Below are 17,500 nucleotides of genomic sequence, written 5' to 3' on the forward strand. Positions count from 1 at the left end.
ACGTTCCCGGGCCTTGTACACACCGCCCGTCACACCACGAGAGTTTGTAACACCCGAAGTCGGTGGGGTAACCTTTTTGGAGCCAGCCGCCTAAGGTGGGACAGATGATTGGGGTGAAGTCGTAACAAGGTAGCCGTATCGGAAGGTGCGGCTGGATCACCTCCTTTCTATGGAGAATTGATGAACGCTGTTCATTAATAAAGTTTCCGTGTTTCGTTTTGTTCAGTTTTGAGAGAACTATCTCTCATATATAAATGTATGTTCTTTGAAAACTAGATAACAGTGTAGCTCATATTTTTTAATTTTAGTTTGGTTAAGTTAGAAAGGGCGCACGGTGGATGCCTTGACACTAGGAGTCGATGAAGGACGGGACTAACGCCGATATGCTTCGGGGAGCTGTAAGTAAGCTTTGATCCGAAGATTTCCGAATGGGGAAACCCACCATACGTAATGGTATGGTATCCTTATCTGAATACATAGGGTAAGGAAGACAGACCCAGGGAACTGAAACATCTAAGTACCTGGAGGAAGAGAAAGCAAATGCGATTTCCTGAGTAGCGGCGAGCGAAACGGAACATAGCCCAAACCAAGAGGCTTGCCTCTTGGGGTTGTAGGACATTCTATACGGAGTTACAAAGGAACGAGGTAGACGAAGCGACCTGGAAAGGTCCGTCGTAGAGGGTAACAACCCCGTAGTCGAAACTTCGTTCTCTCTTGAATGTATCCTGAGTACGGCGGAACACGTGAAATTCCGTCGGAATCTGGGAGGACCATCTCCCAAGGCTAAATACTCCCTAGTGATCGATAGTGAACCAGTACCGTGAGGGAAAGGTGAAAAGCACCCCGGAAGGGGAGTGAAAGAGATCCTGAAACCGTGTGCCTACAAATAGTCAGAGCCCGTTAACGGGTGATGGCGTGCCTTTTGTAGAATGAACCGGCGAGTTACGATCCCGTGCGAGGTTAAGCTGAAGAGGCGGAGCCGCAGCGAAAGCGAGTCTGAATAGGGCGTTTAGTACGTGGTCGTAGACCCGAAACCAGGTGATCTACCCATGTCCAGGGTGAAGTTCAGGTAACACTGAATGGAGGCCCGAACCCACGCACGTTGAAAAGTGCGGGGATGAGGTGTGGGTAGCGGAGAAATTCCAATCGAACCTGGAGATAGCTGGTTCTCCCCGAAATAGCTTTAGGGCTAGCCTTAAGTGTAAGAGTCTTGGAGGTAGAGCACTGATTGGACTAGGGGTCCTCATCGGATTACCGAATTCAGTCAAACTCCGAATGCCAATGACTTATCCTTAGGAGTCAGACTGCGAGTGATAAGATCCGTAGTCAAAAGGGAAACAGCCCAGACCGCCAGCTAAGGTCCCAAAGTGTGTATTAAGTGGAAAAGGATGTGGAGTTGCTTAGACAACTAGGATGTTGGCTTAGAAGCAGCCACCATTTAAAGAGTGCGTAATAGCTCACTAGTCGAGTGACTCTGCGCCGAAAATGTACCGGGGCTAAATACACCACCGAAGCTGCGGATTGATACCAATGGTATCAGTGGTAGGGGAGCGTTCTAAGGACAGTGAAGTCAGACCGGAAGGACTGGTGGAGTGCTTAGAAGTGAGAATGCCGGTATGAGTAGCGAAAGACGGGTGAGAATCCCGTCCACCGAATGCCTAAGGTTTCCTGAGGAAGGCTCGTCCGCTCAGGGTTAGTCAGGACCTAAGCCGAGGCCGACAGGCGTAGGCGATGGACAACAGGTTGATATTCCTGTACCACCTCTTTATCGTTTGAGCAATGGAGGGACGCAGAAGGATAGAAGAAGCGTGCGATTGGTTGTGCACGTCCAAGCAGTTAGGCTGATAAGTAGGCAAATCCGCTTATCGTGAAGGCTGAGCTGTGATGGGGAAGCTCCTTATGGAGCGAAGTCTTTGATTCCCCGCTGCCAAGAAAAGCTTCTAGCGAGATAAAAGGTGCCTGTACCGCAAACCGACACAGGTAGGCGAGGAGAGAATCCTAAGGTGTGCGAGAGAACTCTGGTTAAGGAACTCGGCAAAATGACCCCGTAACTTCGGGAGAAGGGGTGCTTTCTTAACGGAAAGCCGCAGTGAATAGGCCCAAGCGACTGTTTAGCAAAAACACAGCTCTCTGCGAAGCCGTAAGGCGAAGTATAGGGGGTGACACCTGCCCGGTGCTGGAAGGTTAAGGAGAGGGGTTAGCGTAAGCGAAGCTCTGAACTGAAGCCCCAGTAAACGGCGGCCGTAACTATAACGGTCCTAAGGTAGCGAAATTCCTTGTCGGGTAAGTTCCGACCCGCACGAAAGGTGTAACGATTTGGGCACTGTCTCAACCAGAGACTCGGTGAAATTATAGTACCTGTGAAGATGCAGGTTACCCGCGACAGGACGGAAAGACCCCGTGGAGCTTTACTGTAGCCTGATATTGAATTTTGGTACAGTTTGTACAGGATAGGCGGGAGCCATTGAAACCGGAGCGCTAGCTTCGGTGGAGGCGCTGGTGGGATACCGCCCTGACTGTATTGAAATTCTAACCTACGGGTCTTATCGACCCGGGAGACAGTGTCAGGTGGGCAGTTTGACTGGGGCGGTCGCCTCCTAAAGTGTAACGGAGGCGCCCAAAGGTTCCCTCAGAATGGTTGGAAATCATTCGTAGAGTGCAAAGGCATAAGGGAGCTTGACTGCGAGACCTACAAGTCGAGCAGGGACGAAAGTCGGGCTTAGTGATCCGGTGGTTCCGCATGGAAGGGCCATCGCTCAACGGATAAAAGCTACCCCGGGGATAACAGGCTTATCTCCCCCAAGAGTCCACATCGACGGGGAGGTTTGGCACCTCGATGTCGGCTCATCGCATCCTGGGGCTGTAGTCGGTCCCAAGGGTTGGGCTGTTCGCCCATTAAAGCGGTACGCGAGCTGGGTTCAGAACGTCGTGAGACAGTTCGGTCCCTATCCGTCGTGGGCGTAGGAAATTTGAGAGGAGCTGTCCTTAGTACGAGAGGACCGGGATGGACGCACCGCTGGTGTACCAGTTGTTCTGCCAAGGGCATAGCTGGGTAGCTATGTGCGGAAGGGATAAGTGCTGAAAGCATCTAAGCATGAAGCCCCCCTCAAGATGAGATTTCCCATAGCGTAAGCTAGTAAGATCCCTGAAAGATGATCAGGTTGATAGGTTCGAGGTGGAAGCATGGTGACATGTGGAGCTGACGAATACTAATAGATCGAGGACTTAACCATATAATATGTAGCAATGTTATCTAGTTTTGAAGGAATATGCCTTCATAGTTTGGTGATGATGGCAGAGAGGTCACACCCGTTCCCATACCGAACACGGAAGTTAAGCTCTCTAGCGCCGATGGTAGTTGGGACCTTGTCCCTGTGAGAGTAGGACGTCGCCAAGCTATTTATATTGTCGCGGGGTGGAGCAGCACGGTAGCTCGTCGGGCTCATAACCCGAAGGTCGCAGGTTCAAATCCTGTCCCCGCAACCAAATGGTCCCGTGGTGTAGTGGTTAACATGCCTGCCTGTCACGCAGGAGATCGCCGGTTCGACCCCGGTCGGGACCGCCATTTCATATAAAGAAAAGAACGAAACAAGTTGTTTCGTATTTTTTTATTTGTTTTAACAAAAAACTAATAAAGACAGTCAAACTATCCTTAGGACAACTCCTAAGGACTTTTTTATATATTCAAAACCTGTATAATAAAGAGCAGAGAACATTGTGAGTAAAGTAGGTGAAGTCTGTGAGTAAATATGAAGTAACAACAAAATCTTCTGAGGAAACACAAAGGTTATCAGAAAAACTAGGTGAGCTCGTAGAGGCACAAGACGTAATTATTTTAGAAGGAGATCTTGGAGCTGGTAAGACGACTTTTACAAAGGGACTAGCAAAAGGTCTTGGAGTGAAAAGAGTTGTAAATAGTCCTACCTTTAATATCATTAAAGAATATAAAGGAAGATTACCGCTATATCATATGGACGTGTATCGCTTAGCAGAAAGTGAAGAGGACTTAGGCTTTGATGAATATTTCTACGGTGAAGGAATTACGGTAGTAGAATGGGCTCATTTAATAGAAGCATATTTACCGAATGAAAAGTTACAAATTAGTTTATTCCATGCTGGAGATGACACAAGAAAAATTATACTCGAGCCAATTGGAGATCGCTATATTAGATTATGTGAGGAGCTATTACAAGATGAAAGTACTAGCAATTGATACTTCAAATTACGTAATGGGTGTATCCCTTATTGAGGAAGAAAACGTAATTGGGGAAATCATTACAAATTTAACAAAAAACCATTCTGTACGTCTTATGCCAGCTGTAGAGAAACTGTTAAAAGAGTGTGGCGTAAAACCGAAGGAATTAACTAAAATCGTTGTAGCTGCTGGACCTGGATCCTATACAGGTGTTCGTATAGGCGTGACAGCGGCGAAAACATTAGCTTGGTCACTTCAAATACCAATTGTAGGTGTATCAAGTTTAGAGGTAGTAGCTGCAAACGGTGCTAACTTTAACGGGTTAATTTGTCCTTTATTTGATGGAAGACGTGGGCAAATTTATACTGGGTTATATACATATGAAGGAGAGCAGTTAACTTCAATAGAAGAAGACCGAATTATTCTTATTGTAGACTGGTTGCAAATGTTAAAAGATAAAGGACAGCCTGTTTTATTTATCGGTAACGATGTTAAATTGCATAAAGAAACAATTATAGAACATTTAGGTGATCAAGCTGTATTCGCTCCATTTACTAAAAATAACCCAAGACCAAGTGAGCTAGCATTCTTAGGATTACAAAAAGAAGAACAAGATGTGCATACGTTTGTTCCAAGCTATCTTCGTTTAGCTGAAGCTGAAACAAAGTGGTTAGAAAGTCAAAACAAGTAGGAGCTTGCAGAAGATGGATATGATATTTAGAAAGATGGAGCTTGATGATATTGCTCAAATTGTAGCTATTGAAGAAGCGTCTTTTTCAACTCCTTGGACTGCAGATGCCTTTCACCGTGAATTAACGATGAATGAACATGCACATTATATTGTGTTAGAAAAAGATGGTCGTGTAGTCGGGTATTGTGGATTGTGGATAATTATTGATGAATCACATATAACAAATATAGCTATTTTGCCAGAATACCGAGGTCAAAAGTTAGGAGATGCCCTATTGAAAGCAGTTATTTCTGAAGCGAAAGAACTAGGGGTAAAAACAATGACACTTGAAGTACGTGTATCAAATGAAGTAGCAAAGCAGTTATACAGAAAATACGGATTTCAAAATGGTGGGATTCGTAAACGATACTATGCAGACAATCAGGAAGATGGTCTCGTAATGTGGGTGAATATATAATGGAAAAAAATACGATTATACTTGGTATTGAAACAAGTTGTGATGAAACAGCAGTAGCAGTTGTTAAAAATGGAACGGAAATTATTGCGAATGTCGTTGCATCACAAATTGAAAGTCATAAACGTTTTGGCGGCGTTGTACCAGAGATTGCATCCCGTCATCATGTAGAAGAAATTACAGTTGTGTTAGAAGAAGCTTTAAAGGAAGCAAACATCACATTTGATGATATTGATGCAATTGCTGTAACAGAAGGTCCTGGTTTAGTAGGAGCACTTCTAATTGGAGTAAATGCAGCGAAGGCAGTAGCGTTTGCACATGATATTCCGTTAGTCGGTGTTCATCATATTGCTGGTCATATTTATGCGAACCGTTTAGTAAAAGAAGTTCAATTCCCGTTATTATCACTTGTTGTATCTGGTGGGCATACAGAACTTGTTTATATGAAAGAACATGGTTCATTCGAAGTAATTGGTGAAACGCGAGACGATGCAGCTGGAGAAGCATATGATAAAGTAGCTCGTACGTTATCTATGCCATATCCAGGTGGTCCTCATATTGATCGCCTTGCACATGAAGGAGAACCGACAATTGATTTGCCTCGTGCATGGCTAGAACCGGATTCGTATGATTTTAGCTTTAGTGGATTGAAATCAGCAGTTATCAACACTGTGCATAACGCAAAACAGCGCGGTATAGAAATTGCACCAGAAGATTTAGCGGCAAGTTTCCAAGAAAGTGTAATAGATGTACTTGTAACGAAAGCAGCTCGTGCAGCAGAAGCTTATAATGTAAAGCAATTACTTCTTGCTGGTGGAGTAGCTGCTAATAAAGGACTTCGTGCGCGATTAGAAGAGGAATTTGCACAAAAAGAAAACATTGAATTAATTATTCCGCCGCTATCTTTATGCACAGATAATGCAGCGATGATTGCAGCGGCAGGGACAATTGCTTATGAACAAGGTAAGCGTGCAACATTAGCCTTAAATGCAAATCCAGGATTAGATATTGAAGCATAGTTATACACATAATTAACCACAGGCTGTGGATAAAACCCATATTATCTGTTGATAATGTGGGTTTTATTGTGTATATAAAATGTTGATAACTTTTTTATTGACTGTGGATAATGTGGAAAAGTTATTTTGATGTTTATTTTATAAAGGTGGATATGTGTATAAACTTGTGGATAAATAGGTTGATGTCAGACCTTTGAATTTGTTCTTTTTCGGGAAATAAAAAGCAAGAAGATATCCCCGAAAAACATTTTGAAACATCTCCCCATTATAGAAGATGCTAATCTTGTCAATCTTTGTCGTTAAAACGATATTTCGTGTCGAATTGTTAATATATATAGGGTTACAATAGATATATTTAAAAAATCGTTAGTATATTCTAAGTTACGATAGATATATTCAAAAAATTGTTTAAGTACTAAAAAAAGATGTCACATAGTCAAAAATCCTGACTTATGAGACATCTTCCTTATTTAAATATGCTTATACATGCAGCTCTTCCCATTCTGCCATACAAGTTTCAAGTTGTTCTTGTAGCGTTTGCTTTTTAGTTGTAATTTCACTAGCTTTTTCATAATCTGCATATATTTCTGGTAAGCAAAGTTGATCTTCTAACGTAGCAATTTCTTCTTCTAATTCCACTATACTTTGTTCTAGCTCTTCAATTTTTCTAGTGCGTTGACGCTCTAGTTTTTTACGCTCTTTTTCTTCTAAATAATTTAATTTCTCTTGTGCAACCACCTTTTGAACAGGAACGTCACTTTCTTGCTGTTCAAGTTCTGCACGTTCAATCATTTCATTTTTCTTTTCAACGTAGTAATCGTAATCCCCTAAATATTCCTGTGCACCTTCTGTTGATAACTCAACCACAGTCGTTGTTACACGGTTAATAAAGTAGCGGTCATGTGAGACGAATAGAAGAGTCCCTGGGTAATCAATTAAAGCATTCTCCAAAATCTCTTTACTATTTAAATCAAGGTGGTTCGTAGGCTCATCTAGAATTAACAAATTTGACTTTTGCATCATAAGTTTTGCAAGAGCTAATCGAGCTTTTTGTCCACCACTAAGGGAAGATACTGGTTTCAGTACATCATCTCCTGTGAATAAAAAATTCCCAAGTATAGTACGGATTTCTTTTTCCGGTTGCAGTGGATATTCATCCCATAGTTCATTTAAAACCCGTTTAGAAGATGTTAAGTTTGCTTGTTCTTGATCATAATAACCAACAGATACATTTGATCCGAAAGAAACATCACCATTTAATAGTGGTAACTTATTCACAATGGATTTTAACAATGTGGATTTCCCAATTCCGTTTGGACCAACTAAAGCAACACTATCTCCGCGAGTTAAGCGCATAGTTACATGTTCAATTATAGGGTTTTCATCATAGCCGATGGTTGCATCATTTACTTGTAAAACATCATTTCCACTTTGTTTTTCAATATCGAAGTGGAATGATGCTGACTTAGAATCCCCTAATGGTCTCGTTAATAATTCCATTCTGTCTAGTTGTTTACGGCGACTTTGAGCACGTTTCGTTGTAGAAGCACGAGCTATATTCTTTTGAACGAAGTCCTCAAGTTTTGCGATTTCATCTTGTTGTTTTTCGTAACGTTTCATTTCTTGCTCATATAATGCTGATTTTAAGTCTAAATATTTACTGTAGTTACCAACAAATCGTCTGCTTTCTTTATTCGAAATTTCATATACTTGTGTAACGAGTTTGTCTAAGAAATAACGGTCATGTGAGACGATTAATATTGCGCCAGGATAACCTTGCAAATATTGCTCAAGCCATGTTAATGTTTCGATGTCTAAATGGTTTGTAGGCTCGTCCAAAATAAGTAAGTCTGGTTTTGTTAATAATAATTTCCCGAGAGCTAATCTTGTTTTTTGCCCGCCGCTTAAAGTAGAGATCGTCGTCTGGTGCGTTTCAACTGGGAAGCCAAGGCCGCTTAAAATGGAGCGAATATCCGCTTCATATTGATATCCACCTTGATCTTTATAATTGAGTTGTAGTTGGTCATAATCAGCTAACAATCTTTCATATGTAGCTTCGTTTGAAAAGTTTTCTTCTTTTCCCATTTCTTGCTCAAGCCTTCGAAGTTTTGTCTCCATTTGCTGTAAGTGGGTAAAGACGGTTAGCATTTCATCCCAAATTGTTAAAGACGTTTCTAGTCCAGTATTTTGAGCTAAATATCCGATTGAGACATCTTTCGGTTTTATAATTTCGCCACCATCATGAGATAATTCACCAGCGATAATTTTTAATAATGTAGATTTTCCTGCTCCATTCCTTCCAACTAATGCGATACGATCTTTTGTTTGTACTTCCAATTTTATGTTTGCAAGAATCGTTTCTGCACCGTATAATTTCGAAAGCGCGTTTACTTGTAATAAAATCAATGTTTTCACCTCAAATAATTTCTTAACTTTGCCATGTTTATATTTCTCAATCATACTAAAAATAGTGTATAGTTTAAAATAAAGAGAGAATACTTCTTCTCTTTATTATACAAGGAATTTAATGAGTGCTAAACTTCTGTATTTGATTAAAGTATATGAATAAAGATAGGAAGAGAGGAGAGGTCATATGGATCAGCAAAAGATTCCACAAGCCACTGCTAAAAGATTGCCTCTATACTATCGATTTATCCAAAACTTATCTCTTTCTGGTAAGCAGCGTGTTTCATCGGCCGAATTGAGTGAGGCAGTAAAAGTAGATTCCGCAACAATACGAAGAGATTTTTCGTATTTTGGAGCGTTAGGGAAAAAGGGATATGGATATAACGTAAATTATTTATTATCATTTTTCCGCGAAACACTTGATCAAGATGATATAACACGTGTAGCACTTATTGGAGTAGGTAATTTAGGGACCGCTTTCTTACATTATAATTTCACGAAAAACAATAATACAAAAATTGAAATGGCATTTGATGTTAGTGAAGAGAAAGTTGGAACAGAAATCGGGGGCATTCCTGTATATCATTTAGATGAATTAGAAGAGAGATTATCAAATGATATACAAGTGGCAATATTAACAGTACCGGCTACAGTAGCACAAGCTGTAGCAGATAGATTAGCTGAAACAAGCGTGCACGGTATTTTGAATTTCACACCAGCGCGATTAAACGTATCAGAGAATATTAGAATTCATCATATTGACTTAGCTGTAGAGTTACAAACATTAGTTTACTTTTTGAAAAACTATCCACAATAAAACGCAGAGGAAGCGACCTCTGCGTTTTATTATTGTTTCTTCTTTGTGAATTTAACTAATATAAGGCGAAGTGCCAAATTAAAATCAATTGTTGCCATAACTGCAAATAGTATTGTCCACATATTCCAGATTGTATCTGTCACGTTCGTAATGGCGAAGCGTGTAAAGATACATCCAAGAAGGAAGTATAGTGCAGCCATGAACAATGGTGAGTTTCTCATACAAAAAATCCTCCGATAAAGCCTTGCATTTTTTCAGCTTCTTTAATCATTTCTTGAATTTGTTCATTGCTCATAAAAATTTGCCCAATAGCGACTAATGTATTCATCGCAACATGAGCTGCAATCGGAACGATAATACGTTTCGTCTTCACATATAAGAAGGCGAATACGAGCCCCATAGCAGTGTATACCAATAAGTGAGTAAAATCAAAATGAATTGTTGCGAATACAAGCGAACTAATGATAGCTGCGATAAAGAAGTTAAACTTCTTATAAAGCGTGCCGAATAGAATTTTTCTAAATACGATTTCTTCTAAGATAGGTCCAATTATAGATACAACAATAAGGAACCAAGGTATCGTTCTTGCGATGTCCATCAGTCTGTCTGTATTCTCAGATCCACGTGGAACCCCAAATACATACATTTCAATCATACCTGCAATGGATTGTGAGATGATTGCTAAGAAGAACCCGATAAAAATCCATCCAATAGTAGCTGGAACAGAAGAGCGCATTGCATCTAAATGCCTGTCACGAATATCTGTTCTAAGTAACCAAAGTACGATACATAATGCAACAAAGAAGCTAATAATTGCCCAGTGTCCTGTTATGATTTGTCCTTTTTCCTCAATGGTAAATCCTCTATTATCATAGAGTCCTGTTTTTAGGAGAAGTGGTAATCCAACAACGCCAGATAACTGCATTAAAATGTATGTAACGATAATCCACCAGTATTGTTTCTTCAAATGGTTTAACCATCCTTTCTAACTATAGTGTATGAGATAAGTTAGGATAACATGTAAATATGCTACCTACGATATAAACCTCTTGAATTATGTTTTTTTCGTAAATCCTTATTTGAAATTATAATAGAAGACAGGAGAAAGTTGTATGTGTAGCGAAAACAACTTAGGGTGTCCTTTCATATTGTAACATACGAGCAGTGGAAACAACGATTCATATAGTAAAGGCAGTATTGTATATAGAAAGTTTATATAGTGATTTGCGAAAAAATTATGATTTTTTTACTTGCAAAAGAAATTGAGATTATTTATTATTATAAGTGTGTTAGCACTCGGATGACTTGAGTGCTAATAAAAGAAATTTACATAACAAAATGAGGAGGTTATTGTTCATGCTAAAGCCATTAGGTGATCGCGTTGTAATTGAGCTTGTTCAAGCAGAAGAAAAAACAGCAAGTGGTATCGTATTACCAGATACTGCAAAAGAAAAACCACAAGAGGGTAAAGTTGTTGCAGTAGGTACTGGTCGAGTGCTTGAGAATGGTGAGCGTGTTGCTTTAGAGGTAGCAGCAGGTGATCTTATCATCTTCTCAAAATATGCAGGTACTGAAGTGAAATATGAAGGTACAGACTACTTGATTTTACGTGAAAGTGACATTTTAGCAGTTATCGGTTAATTATATAAATCTTAAAAAATCCAAGGGGGTCAATTATTATGGCAAAAGATATTAAATTTAGTGAAGAAGCACGTCGTTCGATGCTTCGCGGTGTCGACACTCTTGCAAACGCAGTAAAAGTTACGCTTGGACCAAAAGGTCGTAACGTTGTACTTGAGAAAAAATTTGGTTCACCACTTATTACAAATGATGGTGTAACAATCGCAAAAGAAATCGAATTAGAAGATGCATTCGAAAACATGGGTGCGAAATTAGTAGCAGAAGTTGCTAGCAAAACAAATGACGTAGCTGGTGACGGAACAACAACTGCAACTGTATTAGCGCAAGCTATGATTCGTGAAGGTCTTAAAAACGTAACAGCTGGTGCGAACCCAATGGGTCTTCGTAAAGGTATCGAAAAAGCTGTTACTGCTGCAATCGAAGAATTAAAAACGATTTCTAAACCAATCGAAGGCAAATCTTCTATCGCACAAGTAGCTGCTATTTCTGCAGCTGACGAAGAAGTAGGTCAATTAATCGCTGAAGCAATGGAGCGCGTTGGTAACGACGGCGTTATTACTTTAGAAGAATCTAAAGGCTTCACAACAGAATTAGACGTAGTAGAAGGTATGCAATTTGATCGTGGATATGCATCTCCTTACATGATTACTGATTCTGACAAAATGGAAGCAGTTCTTGATAACCCATACATCTTAATCACTGACAAAAAGATTTCTAACATTCAAGAAATCTTACCAGTATTAGAGCAAGTGGTACAACAAGGTAAACCACTTCTTATCATTGCTGAAGATGTTGAAGGCGAAGCTTTAGCTACATTAGTAGTAAACAAACTTCGTGGTACATTCAACGTAGTAGCTGTTAAAGCTCCTGGATTTGGTGACCGTCGTAAAGCAATGCTAGAAGATATCGCAATCTTAACAGGTGGCGAAGTAATCACTGAAGAATTAGGTCGTGACTTAAAATCTGCTACAGTTGAATCTTTAGGACGCGCTGGTAAAGTTGTTGTTACAAAAGAAAACACAACTGTAGTTGAAGGTGTAGGAAGCACAGAACAAATCGAAGCTCGCATCGGTCAAATCCGTGCGCAATTAGAAGAAACAACTTCTGAATTCGATCGTGAAAAATTACAAGAGCGTCTTGCTAAACTAGCAGGTGGCGTAGCAGTAATTAAAGTAGGTGCAGCAACTGAAACTGAGTTAAAAGAGCGCAAACTTCGCATTGAAGATGCACTTAACTCAACTCGTGCAGCAGTAGAAGAAGGTATCGTTGCAGGTGGTGGTACTTCACTTATGAACGTATACACAAAAGTAGCTTCTATCGTAGCTGAAGGCGACGAAGCAACAGGTATCAACATCGTACTTCGCGCACTAGAAGAGCCAGTTCGTCAAATCGCAATCAACGCTGGTCTAGAAGGATCTGTAGTTGTAGAGCGTCTAAAAGGCGAAAAAGTAGGCGTTGGTTTCAACGCAGCTACTGGCGAATGGGTTAACATGCTTGAGTCTGGTATCGTAGATCCAGCTAAAGTAACTCGTTCTGCACTTCAAAACGCAGCATCTGTTGCAGCTATGTTCTTAACAACTGAAGCTGTAGTAGCTGACAAGCCAGAACCAAATGCACCAGCAATGCCTGACATGGGCGGCATGGGCATGGGCGGTATGGGCGGAATGATGTAATTCCGTTTGTCCTAAAAAACATCCATTTCTATATAGAAATGGATGTTTTTTTATGTTTTTTAGAAAAGGAAATGAATTTCTGTAGAATTTTGTCGCTTTCTCTCTTGACCATACCGATACTTCATTGTTAGAATCTAGGAAGATAATATAAAACGATCCTTCATATATCCTCAAAGATAAGGTTTGAGAGTCTCTACCGGGTTACCGTAAACAACCTGACTATGAAGGCAGTGTGTCGTATATTTATAAAGAACGGAAGACTATCTTTCTTTATAAAGTCAGACCCCTGCCTTTTCTTTGTTATGAGACTAGAGGCGGAGGACTGGCTTTTTTTATTATATTGGTAATGCTTTTCGCCAAATTGGTGAAAATATTTATATACGAGAACTAACGTTGGGGTGATTATTTTGAAGAAGCAACACGATACAATTATCGTTTTAGATTTTGGAAGTCAATACAATCAGTTAATAGCACGTCGAATTCGTGAGTTCGGTGTATACAGTGAGCTTCATCCACATACAATTACTGCAGAAGAAATTAAAGCAATGAATCCAAAAGGGATTATCTTCTCTGGTGGACCAAATAGTGTATACGGTGAAGGCGCATTACATTGTGATGAAAAAATCTTTGACCTAGGATTACCGATCTTCGGTATTTGTTACGGTATGCAACTTATGACGCAACAATTCGGTGGTACAGTAGAGCGTGCAAACCACCGTGAGTACGGAAAAGCTGTTCTTAAAGTAGAGAACGAATCAAAATTATATGCGAACCTTCCAGAAGAGCAAGTTGTATGGATGAGTCATGGTGACTTAGTAACTGGTTTACCTGAAGGATTCGTAGTAGACGCAACAAGTGAGTCTTGCCCAATTGCTGGTATGAGCAATGAAGCGAAAAACTTATACGGTGTACAATTCCACCCAGAAGTACGTCACTCTGAGCACGGTAACGATTTAATTAAAAACTTCGTATTCGGCGTATGTGGTTGTTCTGAAGGATGGAACATGGAGAACTTTATCGAAGTAGAATTAGAAAAAATCCGTGAAACTGTTGGAGACAAAAAAGTACTATGCGCACTTAGTGGCGGTGTAGACTCTTCTGTTGTAGCAGTATTAATTCATAAAGCAATCGGCGACCAATTAACATGTATTTTCGTTGACCACGGTTTACTTCGTAAAGGCGAAGCAGAAGGCGTTATGAAAACATTTAGCGAAGGCTTCCATATGAACGTTATTAAAGTGGATGCAAAAGACCGCTTCATGGACAAGTTAAAAGGTGTAGAAGATCCAGAACAAAAACGCAAAATCATCGGTAACGAATTCATTTACGTATTCGATGATGAAGCGTCAAAATTACAAGGTATGGACTTCTTAGCGCAAGGTACACTTTACACAGATATCGTTGAGAGTGGTACAGCAACTGCACAAACAATTAAATCTCACCATAACGTTGGTGGACTTCCAGAAGACATGCAGTTCAAATTAATTGAGCCTTTAAACACGTTATTTAAAGATGAAGTACGTGTATTAGGATCTGAACTAGGAATTCCTGATGAAATCGTATGGCGTCAACCATTCCCAGGACCGGGTCTTGGTATTCGTGTATTAGGTGAAATCACAGAAGAGAAATTAGAAATCGTTCGTGAATCTGATGCAATTTTACGTGAAGAAATTATTAAAGCGGGCTTAGATCGTGAAATTTGGCAATACTTCACTGCGCTTCCTGGTATGCGTAGCGTAGGTGTTATGGGTGACGAGCGTACTTATGATTACACAGTAGGTATCCGCGCGGTAACATCTATCGACGGTATGACAGCTGACTGGGCACGTATCCCTTGGGACGTATTAGAGAAAATCTCTGTACGTATCGTAAACGAAGTAAAACACGTTAACCGTATCGTGTATGATGTAACGAGTAAGCCACCAGCAACTATTGAGTGGGAATAGTATTTATAAAAAGGTCCATCTATTGCTTATGCATAGATGGATCTTTTTTATTTTGGTATTAATACGAACGAAAATATAAAATTTTATAAAAATGTTCGTTTTTAAATTGACAAAACTACTTCGTCGAGTTAATATGATTATGTAATTCAAACGAAAAGTGAATATTATGCCGTCGTATAATATCGGGGATATGGCCCGAAAGTTTCTACCTAGCTACCGTAAATGGCTTGACTACGAGGCGTTTTTATAAAGGTGAGGGGAATCTTATCTTTATTCATAGAACGCTTCCATGTATATATGCAATGGAAGCCTTTTTTATTTCTCGGGATAAAAGAGGGCTAGGGTGAAATACGGCGAGTAATCATATAACGGGGGAAACGTAAGATGAAACGCTATTTTCAGTTTGATGAACTCGGTACGAATTATAAGACTGAGTTCATAGCAGGGTTAACGACATTTCTATCTATGGCTTACGTACTGTTTGTCAATCCTGCTACGCTGTCGCTTGGAAATGTTAAAGGGTTACCAGCAGGTACAGGGATGGATCCAGGGGCAGTATTCGTTGCTACGGCATTAGCGGCAGCGATCGGTTCGTTAATTATGGGTATTTTCGCGAAGTATCCAATTGCTTTAGCGCCAGGTATGGGAATTAACGCGTTCTTTGCTTATACAGCAGTGTTAACGATGGGGATTCCATGGCAAACAGCAATTGCCGGAACATTAATGTCAGGTATTATCTTTATTATTCTTACTGCTTCAGGTATTCGTGAAAAAATCATCAATGCAATTCCATCGGAGTTAAAGTTTGCAGTGGCAGCAGGTATCGGATTGTTCATTGCATTTCTTGGATTCCAAAATGCCGGAATTATCGTGAAAAATGATGCAGTTCTTGTTGGGTTGGGGGACTTAACAAAGGGTACAACGTTACTAGCAATCTTCGGGGTTGTTACTACGATCATCTTCATGATTAAGAAAATTAATGGTGCAGTATTTTACGGTATGATTCTTACAGCGATCTTAGGAGTAGCAACAGGATTAATTGATACTCCGAAAGCTGTGGTGGGAGCAATACCGAGTCTAGAACCAACGTTCGGCGTGGCGTTAACGCACTTCGGAGATATTTTCACAGTTCAAATGGGGATTGTTATTATAACGTTCTTCTTTATCGATTTCTTTGATACAGCAGGTACGCTTGTAGCGGTTGCAAATCAAGCAGGATTAATGAAGAACAATAAATTACCACGTGCAGGAAAAGCGTTATTTGCAGATGCGATTGCAACTGTAATTGGTGCGATTCTTGGTACATCAACAACAACGTCTTACATTGAATCGTCTGCAGGGGTAGCAGCAGGAGGACGTTCTGGATTTACAGCAGTTGTAACAGCAGGATTCTTTTTACTGGCACTATTCTTCTCGCCATTACTAAGTGTTGTAACGCCAGCTGTAACGGCGCCGGCTTTAATTATTGTAGGAATCTTGATGGTTTCTTCCTTAGGGGAAATTGATTGGAAGAAATTCGAGATTGCAGTGCCAGCATTCTTTACAATTATCTCTATGCCACTTACGTATAGTATCGCAACTGGGATTGCGATTGGATTTATCTTCTATCCAATTACAATGGTTGTGAGTGGTCGTCGTAAAGAGGTTCATCCGATTATGTATGTTATGGGAGTTTTATTCGTACTATATTTCATCTACGTTCGTAAATAAAAGGGGTTTTTTAAAGGTCTAGACTTAAGGGGAGTCTAGACCTTTTTTGCGTCTTCAGAAAATCTTAAGGATTTCCGAGCGTTTTTCTTCAGAAGTTTTCCTATAATAGAAGTTAGGGATTAAAAAAGTGATGGGGGAGATATTGTGGCACACGAAACAATACTTGTCGTAGATGATGAAAAAGAAATTCGGAATTTAATTACAATCTATTTAAAGAATGAAGGATATAAAGTATTACAAGCAGGAGACGGAGAAGAAGGATTACGTCTATTGGAAGAAAATGAAGTACATCTAGTCGTATTAGATATTATGATGCCGAAAGTGGATGGTATTCATATGTGTATGAAGGTAAGGGAAGCGAAAGAAATGCCTATTATTATGCTTTCTGCCAAAACGCAAGATATGGATAAGATTTTAGGATTAACAACAGGGGCAGATGATTATGTAACGAAGCCGTTTAATCCGTTAGAGCTAATTGCACGAATTAAATCTCAGTTACGCCGTTATATGAAAATGAATGGTTTCGCTATTCAAAATGAGGACGAGTTAGAAATTGGGGAGATGAAAATCAACATCTCGACCCATAAAGTTATTGTAGAGGGAGAAGAAGTGAAACTAACTCCGAGGGAATTTTCAATTTTAGAATTGCTAGCTAGAAATCCAGGTATGGTGTTTAGTGCGGAGCAAATTTATGAAAAGGTGTGGAACGAACGATCTTTCCAGTCTGATAATACTGTAATGGTGCATATTCGAAAAGTGCGTGAAAAGATTGAGGAGAATCCAAGGAAACCTAGATATATAAAAACAGTATGGGGAGTGGGGTATAAGATTGAAAAAGATATTTAATCCGTTTACTTATATAAGGAAAATAAGACAATTAATTGAGAAATTAGTAAAGAGCGTACGAAAGAGTATAAGGATTCAATTGATTACTACTTTTGCTGCTTG

Annotated in this window: 14 protein-coding genes, 2 tRNA genes, 3 rRNA genes and 2 riboswitches (2 of these 21 cut by a window edge); of the genes, 16 read left to right on the forward strand and 3 right to left on the reverse strand. The window is 40.0% G+C overall.

Annotated features, from left to right (window positions below; translation table 11 throughout):
* The 9 genes from GD442_RS01420 to tsaD all read left to right on the forward strand — a co-directional run.
* Positions 1-167: ribosomal RNA gene (locus GD442_RS01420) — 16S ribosomal RNA — on the forward strand (it extends 1,385 nt beyond the left edge of the window).
* Positions 168-311: 144 nt separating this feature from the next.
* Positions 312-3,233: ribosomal RNA gene (locus GD442_RS01425) — 23S ribosomal RNA — on the forward strand.
* 48 nt (positions 3,234-3,281) lie between these two features.
* Positions 3,282-3,397 (forward strand): 5S ribosomal RNA (gene rrf / locus GD442_RS01430).
* The 16S, 23S and 5S rRNA genes sit together here with 2 tRNA genes alongside, the layout of an rRNA operon.
* A 12-nt stretch (positions 3,398-3,409) precedes the next feature.
* Positions 3,410-3,486 (forward strand) — tRNA-Met (locus GD442_RS01435).
* A 3-nt stretch (positions 3,487-3,489) separates the two neighbouring features.
* Positions 3,490-3,565 (forward strand) — tRNA-Asp (locus GD442_RS01440).
* A gap of 174 nt (positions 3,566-3,739) precedes the next feature.
* Positions 3,740-4,213: a tRNA (adenosine(37)-N6)-threonylcarbamoyltransferase complex ATPase subunit type 1 TsaE gene (gene tsaE / locus GD442_RS01445; protein ID WP_000049642.1), complete on the forward strand. Its 474-nt coding sequence runs from the start codon at positions 3,740-3,742 to the stop codon at positions 4,211-4,213.
* Positions 4,194-4,886 carry a tRNA (adenosine(37)-N6)-threonylcarbamoyltransferase complex dimerization subunit type 1 TsaB gene (gene tsaB / locus GD442_RS01450; RefSeq protein WP_000865740.1) on the forward strand — a complete coding sequence of 231 codons (693 nt, stop codon included), beginning with the start codon at positions 4,194-4,196 and terminating at the stop codon, positions 4,884-4,886. Before tsaE ends, tsaB begins: the two co-directional genes overlap by 20 nt.
* 13 nt (positions 4,887-4,899) lie before the next feature.
* The gene (rimI, locus tag GD442_RS01455; RefSeq protein ID WP_000367190.1) at positions 4,900-5,343 is read left to right on the forward strand and encodes a ribosomal protein S18-alanine N-acetyltransferase; all 444 of its coding nucleotides are present in this window, start codon (positions 4,900-4,902) and stop codon (positions 5,341-5,343) included.
* Positions 5,343-6,359 carry a tRNA (adenosine(37)-N6)-threonylcarbamoyltransferase complex transferase subunit TsaD gene (gene tsaD / locus GD442_RS01460; RefSeq protein WP_000414585.1) on the forward strand — a complete coding sequence of 339 codons (1,017 nt, stop codon included), beginning with the start codon at positions 5,343-5,345 and terminating at the stop codon, positions 6,357-6,359. The genes rimI and tsaD overlap by 1 nt, the downstream gene beginning before the upstream one ends.
* Positions 6,360-6,839: 480 nt before the next feature.
* On the opposite strand, the gene GD442_RS01465 is transcribed toward tsaD, so the two are convergent.
* Positions 6,840-8,765, reverse strand: coding sequence for an ABC-F family ATP-binding cassette domain-containing protein (locus GD442_RS01465; protein ID WP_000602146.1), 1,926 nt, complete (start codon positions 8,763-8,765; stop codon positions 6,840-6,842).
* Positions 8,766-8,952: 187 nt separating this feature from the next.
* Here GD442_RS01465 and GD442_RS01470 point away from each other — a divergent pair, with 187 nt between their 5' ends.
* A complete protein-coding gene (locus GD442_RS01470) occupies positions 8,953-9,582 on the forward strand; it encodes a redox-sensing transcriptional repressor Rex (protein ID WP_000372699.1) in 630 nt (209 codons plus the stop codon).
* Between the two features lie 29 nt (positions 9,583-9,611).
* Here GD442_RS01470 and GD442_RS01475 read toward each other — a convergent pair whose 3' ends face one another.
* Together GD442_RS01475 and GD442_RS01480 are read right to left on the reverse strand one after the other, a co-directional pair.
* Complete coding sequence (locus GD442_RS01475) at positions 9,612-9,803, reverse strand: YdiK family protein (protein ID WP_001246201.1); 192 nt, start codon at positions 9,801-9,803, stop codon at positions 9,612-9,614.
* Complete coding sequence (locus tag GD442_RS01480; protein WP_000745325.1) at positions 9,800-10,549, reverse strand: CPBP family intramembrane glutamic endopeptidase; 750 nt, start codon at positions 10,547-10,549, stop codon at positions 9,800-9,802. The genes GD442_RS01475 and GD442_RS01480 overlap by 4 nt, the downstream gene beginning before the upstream one ends.
* A gap of 389 nt (positions 10,550-10,938) precedes the next feature.
* On the opposite strand from GD442_RS01480, the gene groES reads away from it, so the two are divergent.
* From groES to ampS, 6 genes are all read left to right on the forward strand, one after another.
* Positions 10,939-11,223, forward strand: a complete 285-nt coding sequence (gene groES / locus GD442_RS01485) for a co-chaperone GroES (protein WP_000917311.1) — start codon at positions 10,939-10,941, stop codon at positions 11,221-11,223.
* 38 nt (positions 11,224-11,261) lie between these two features.
* Positions 11,262-12,896 carry a chaperonin GroEL gene (groL, locus tag GD442_RS01490; RefSeq protein ID WP_001029993.1) on the forward strand — a complete coding sequence of 545 codons (1,635 nt, stop codon included), beginning with the start codon at positions 11,262-11,264 and terminating at the stop codon, positions 12,894-12,896.
* Positions 12,897-13,036: 140 nt separating this feature from the next.
* Positions 13,037-13,138, forward strand: a riboswitch (purine riboswitch).
* 165 nt (positions 13,139-13,303) lie between these two features.
* A complete protein-coding gene (gene guaA, locus GD442_RS01495) occupies positions 13,304-14,842 on the forward strand; it encodes a glutamine-hydrolyzing GMP synthase (RefSeq protein WP_000743899.1) in 1,539 nt (512 codons plus the stop codon).
* Positions 14,843-14,994: 152 nt separating this feature from the next.
* Positions 14,995-15,096, forward strand: a riboswitch (purine riboswitch).
* Between the two features lie 130 nt (positions 15,097-15,226).
* Entirely contained in the window at positions 15,227-16,552 is a 1,326-nt protein-coding gene (locus GD442_RS01500) for an NCS2 family permease (protein ID WP_000833082.1), read from the forward strand.
* 144 nt (positions 16,553-16,696) lie between these two features.
* On the forward strand, positions 16,697-17,398 hold the full coding sequence (locus GD442_RS01505) for a response regulator transcription factor (RefSeq protein ID WP_000929885.1): 702 nt from the start codon (positions 16,697-16,699) through the stop codon (positions 17,396-17,398).
* Positions 17,382-17,500, forward strand: the start of a protein-coding gene (ampS, locus tag GD442_RS01510; protein ID WP_086408001.1) for an aminopeptidase AmpS. 1,387 nt of this gene lie beyond the right edge of the window; only the first 119 of its 1,506 coding nucleotides appear in the window; the start codon lies at positions 17,382-17,384; the stop codon falls past the right edge of the window. The genes GD442_RS01505 and ampS overlap by 17 nt, the downstream gene beginning before the upstream one ends.

This window comes from Bacillus sp. A260, assembly GCF_009861435.1.
GTDB classification, from domain to species: domain Bacteria; phylum Bacillota; class Bacilli; order Bacillales; family Bacillaceae_G; genus Bacillus_A; species Bacillus_A cereus.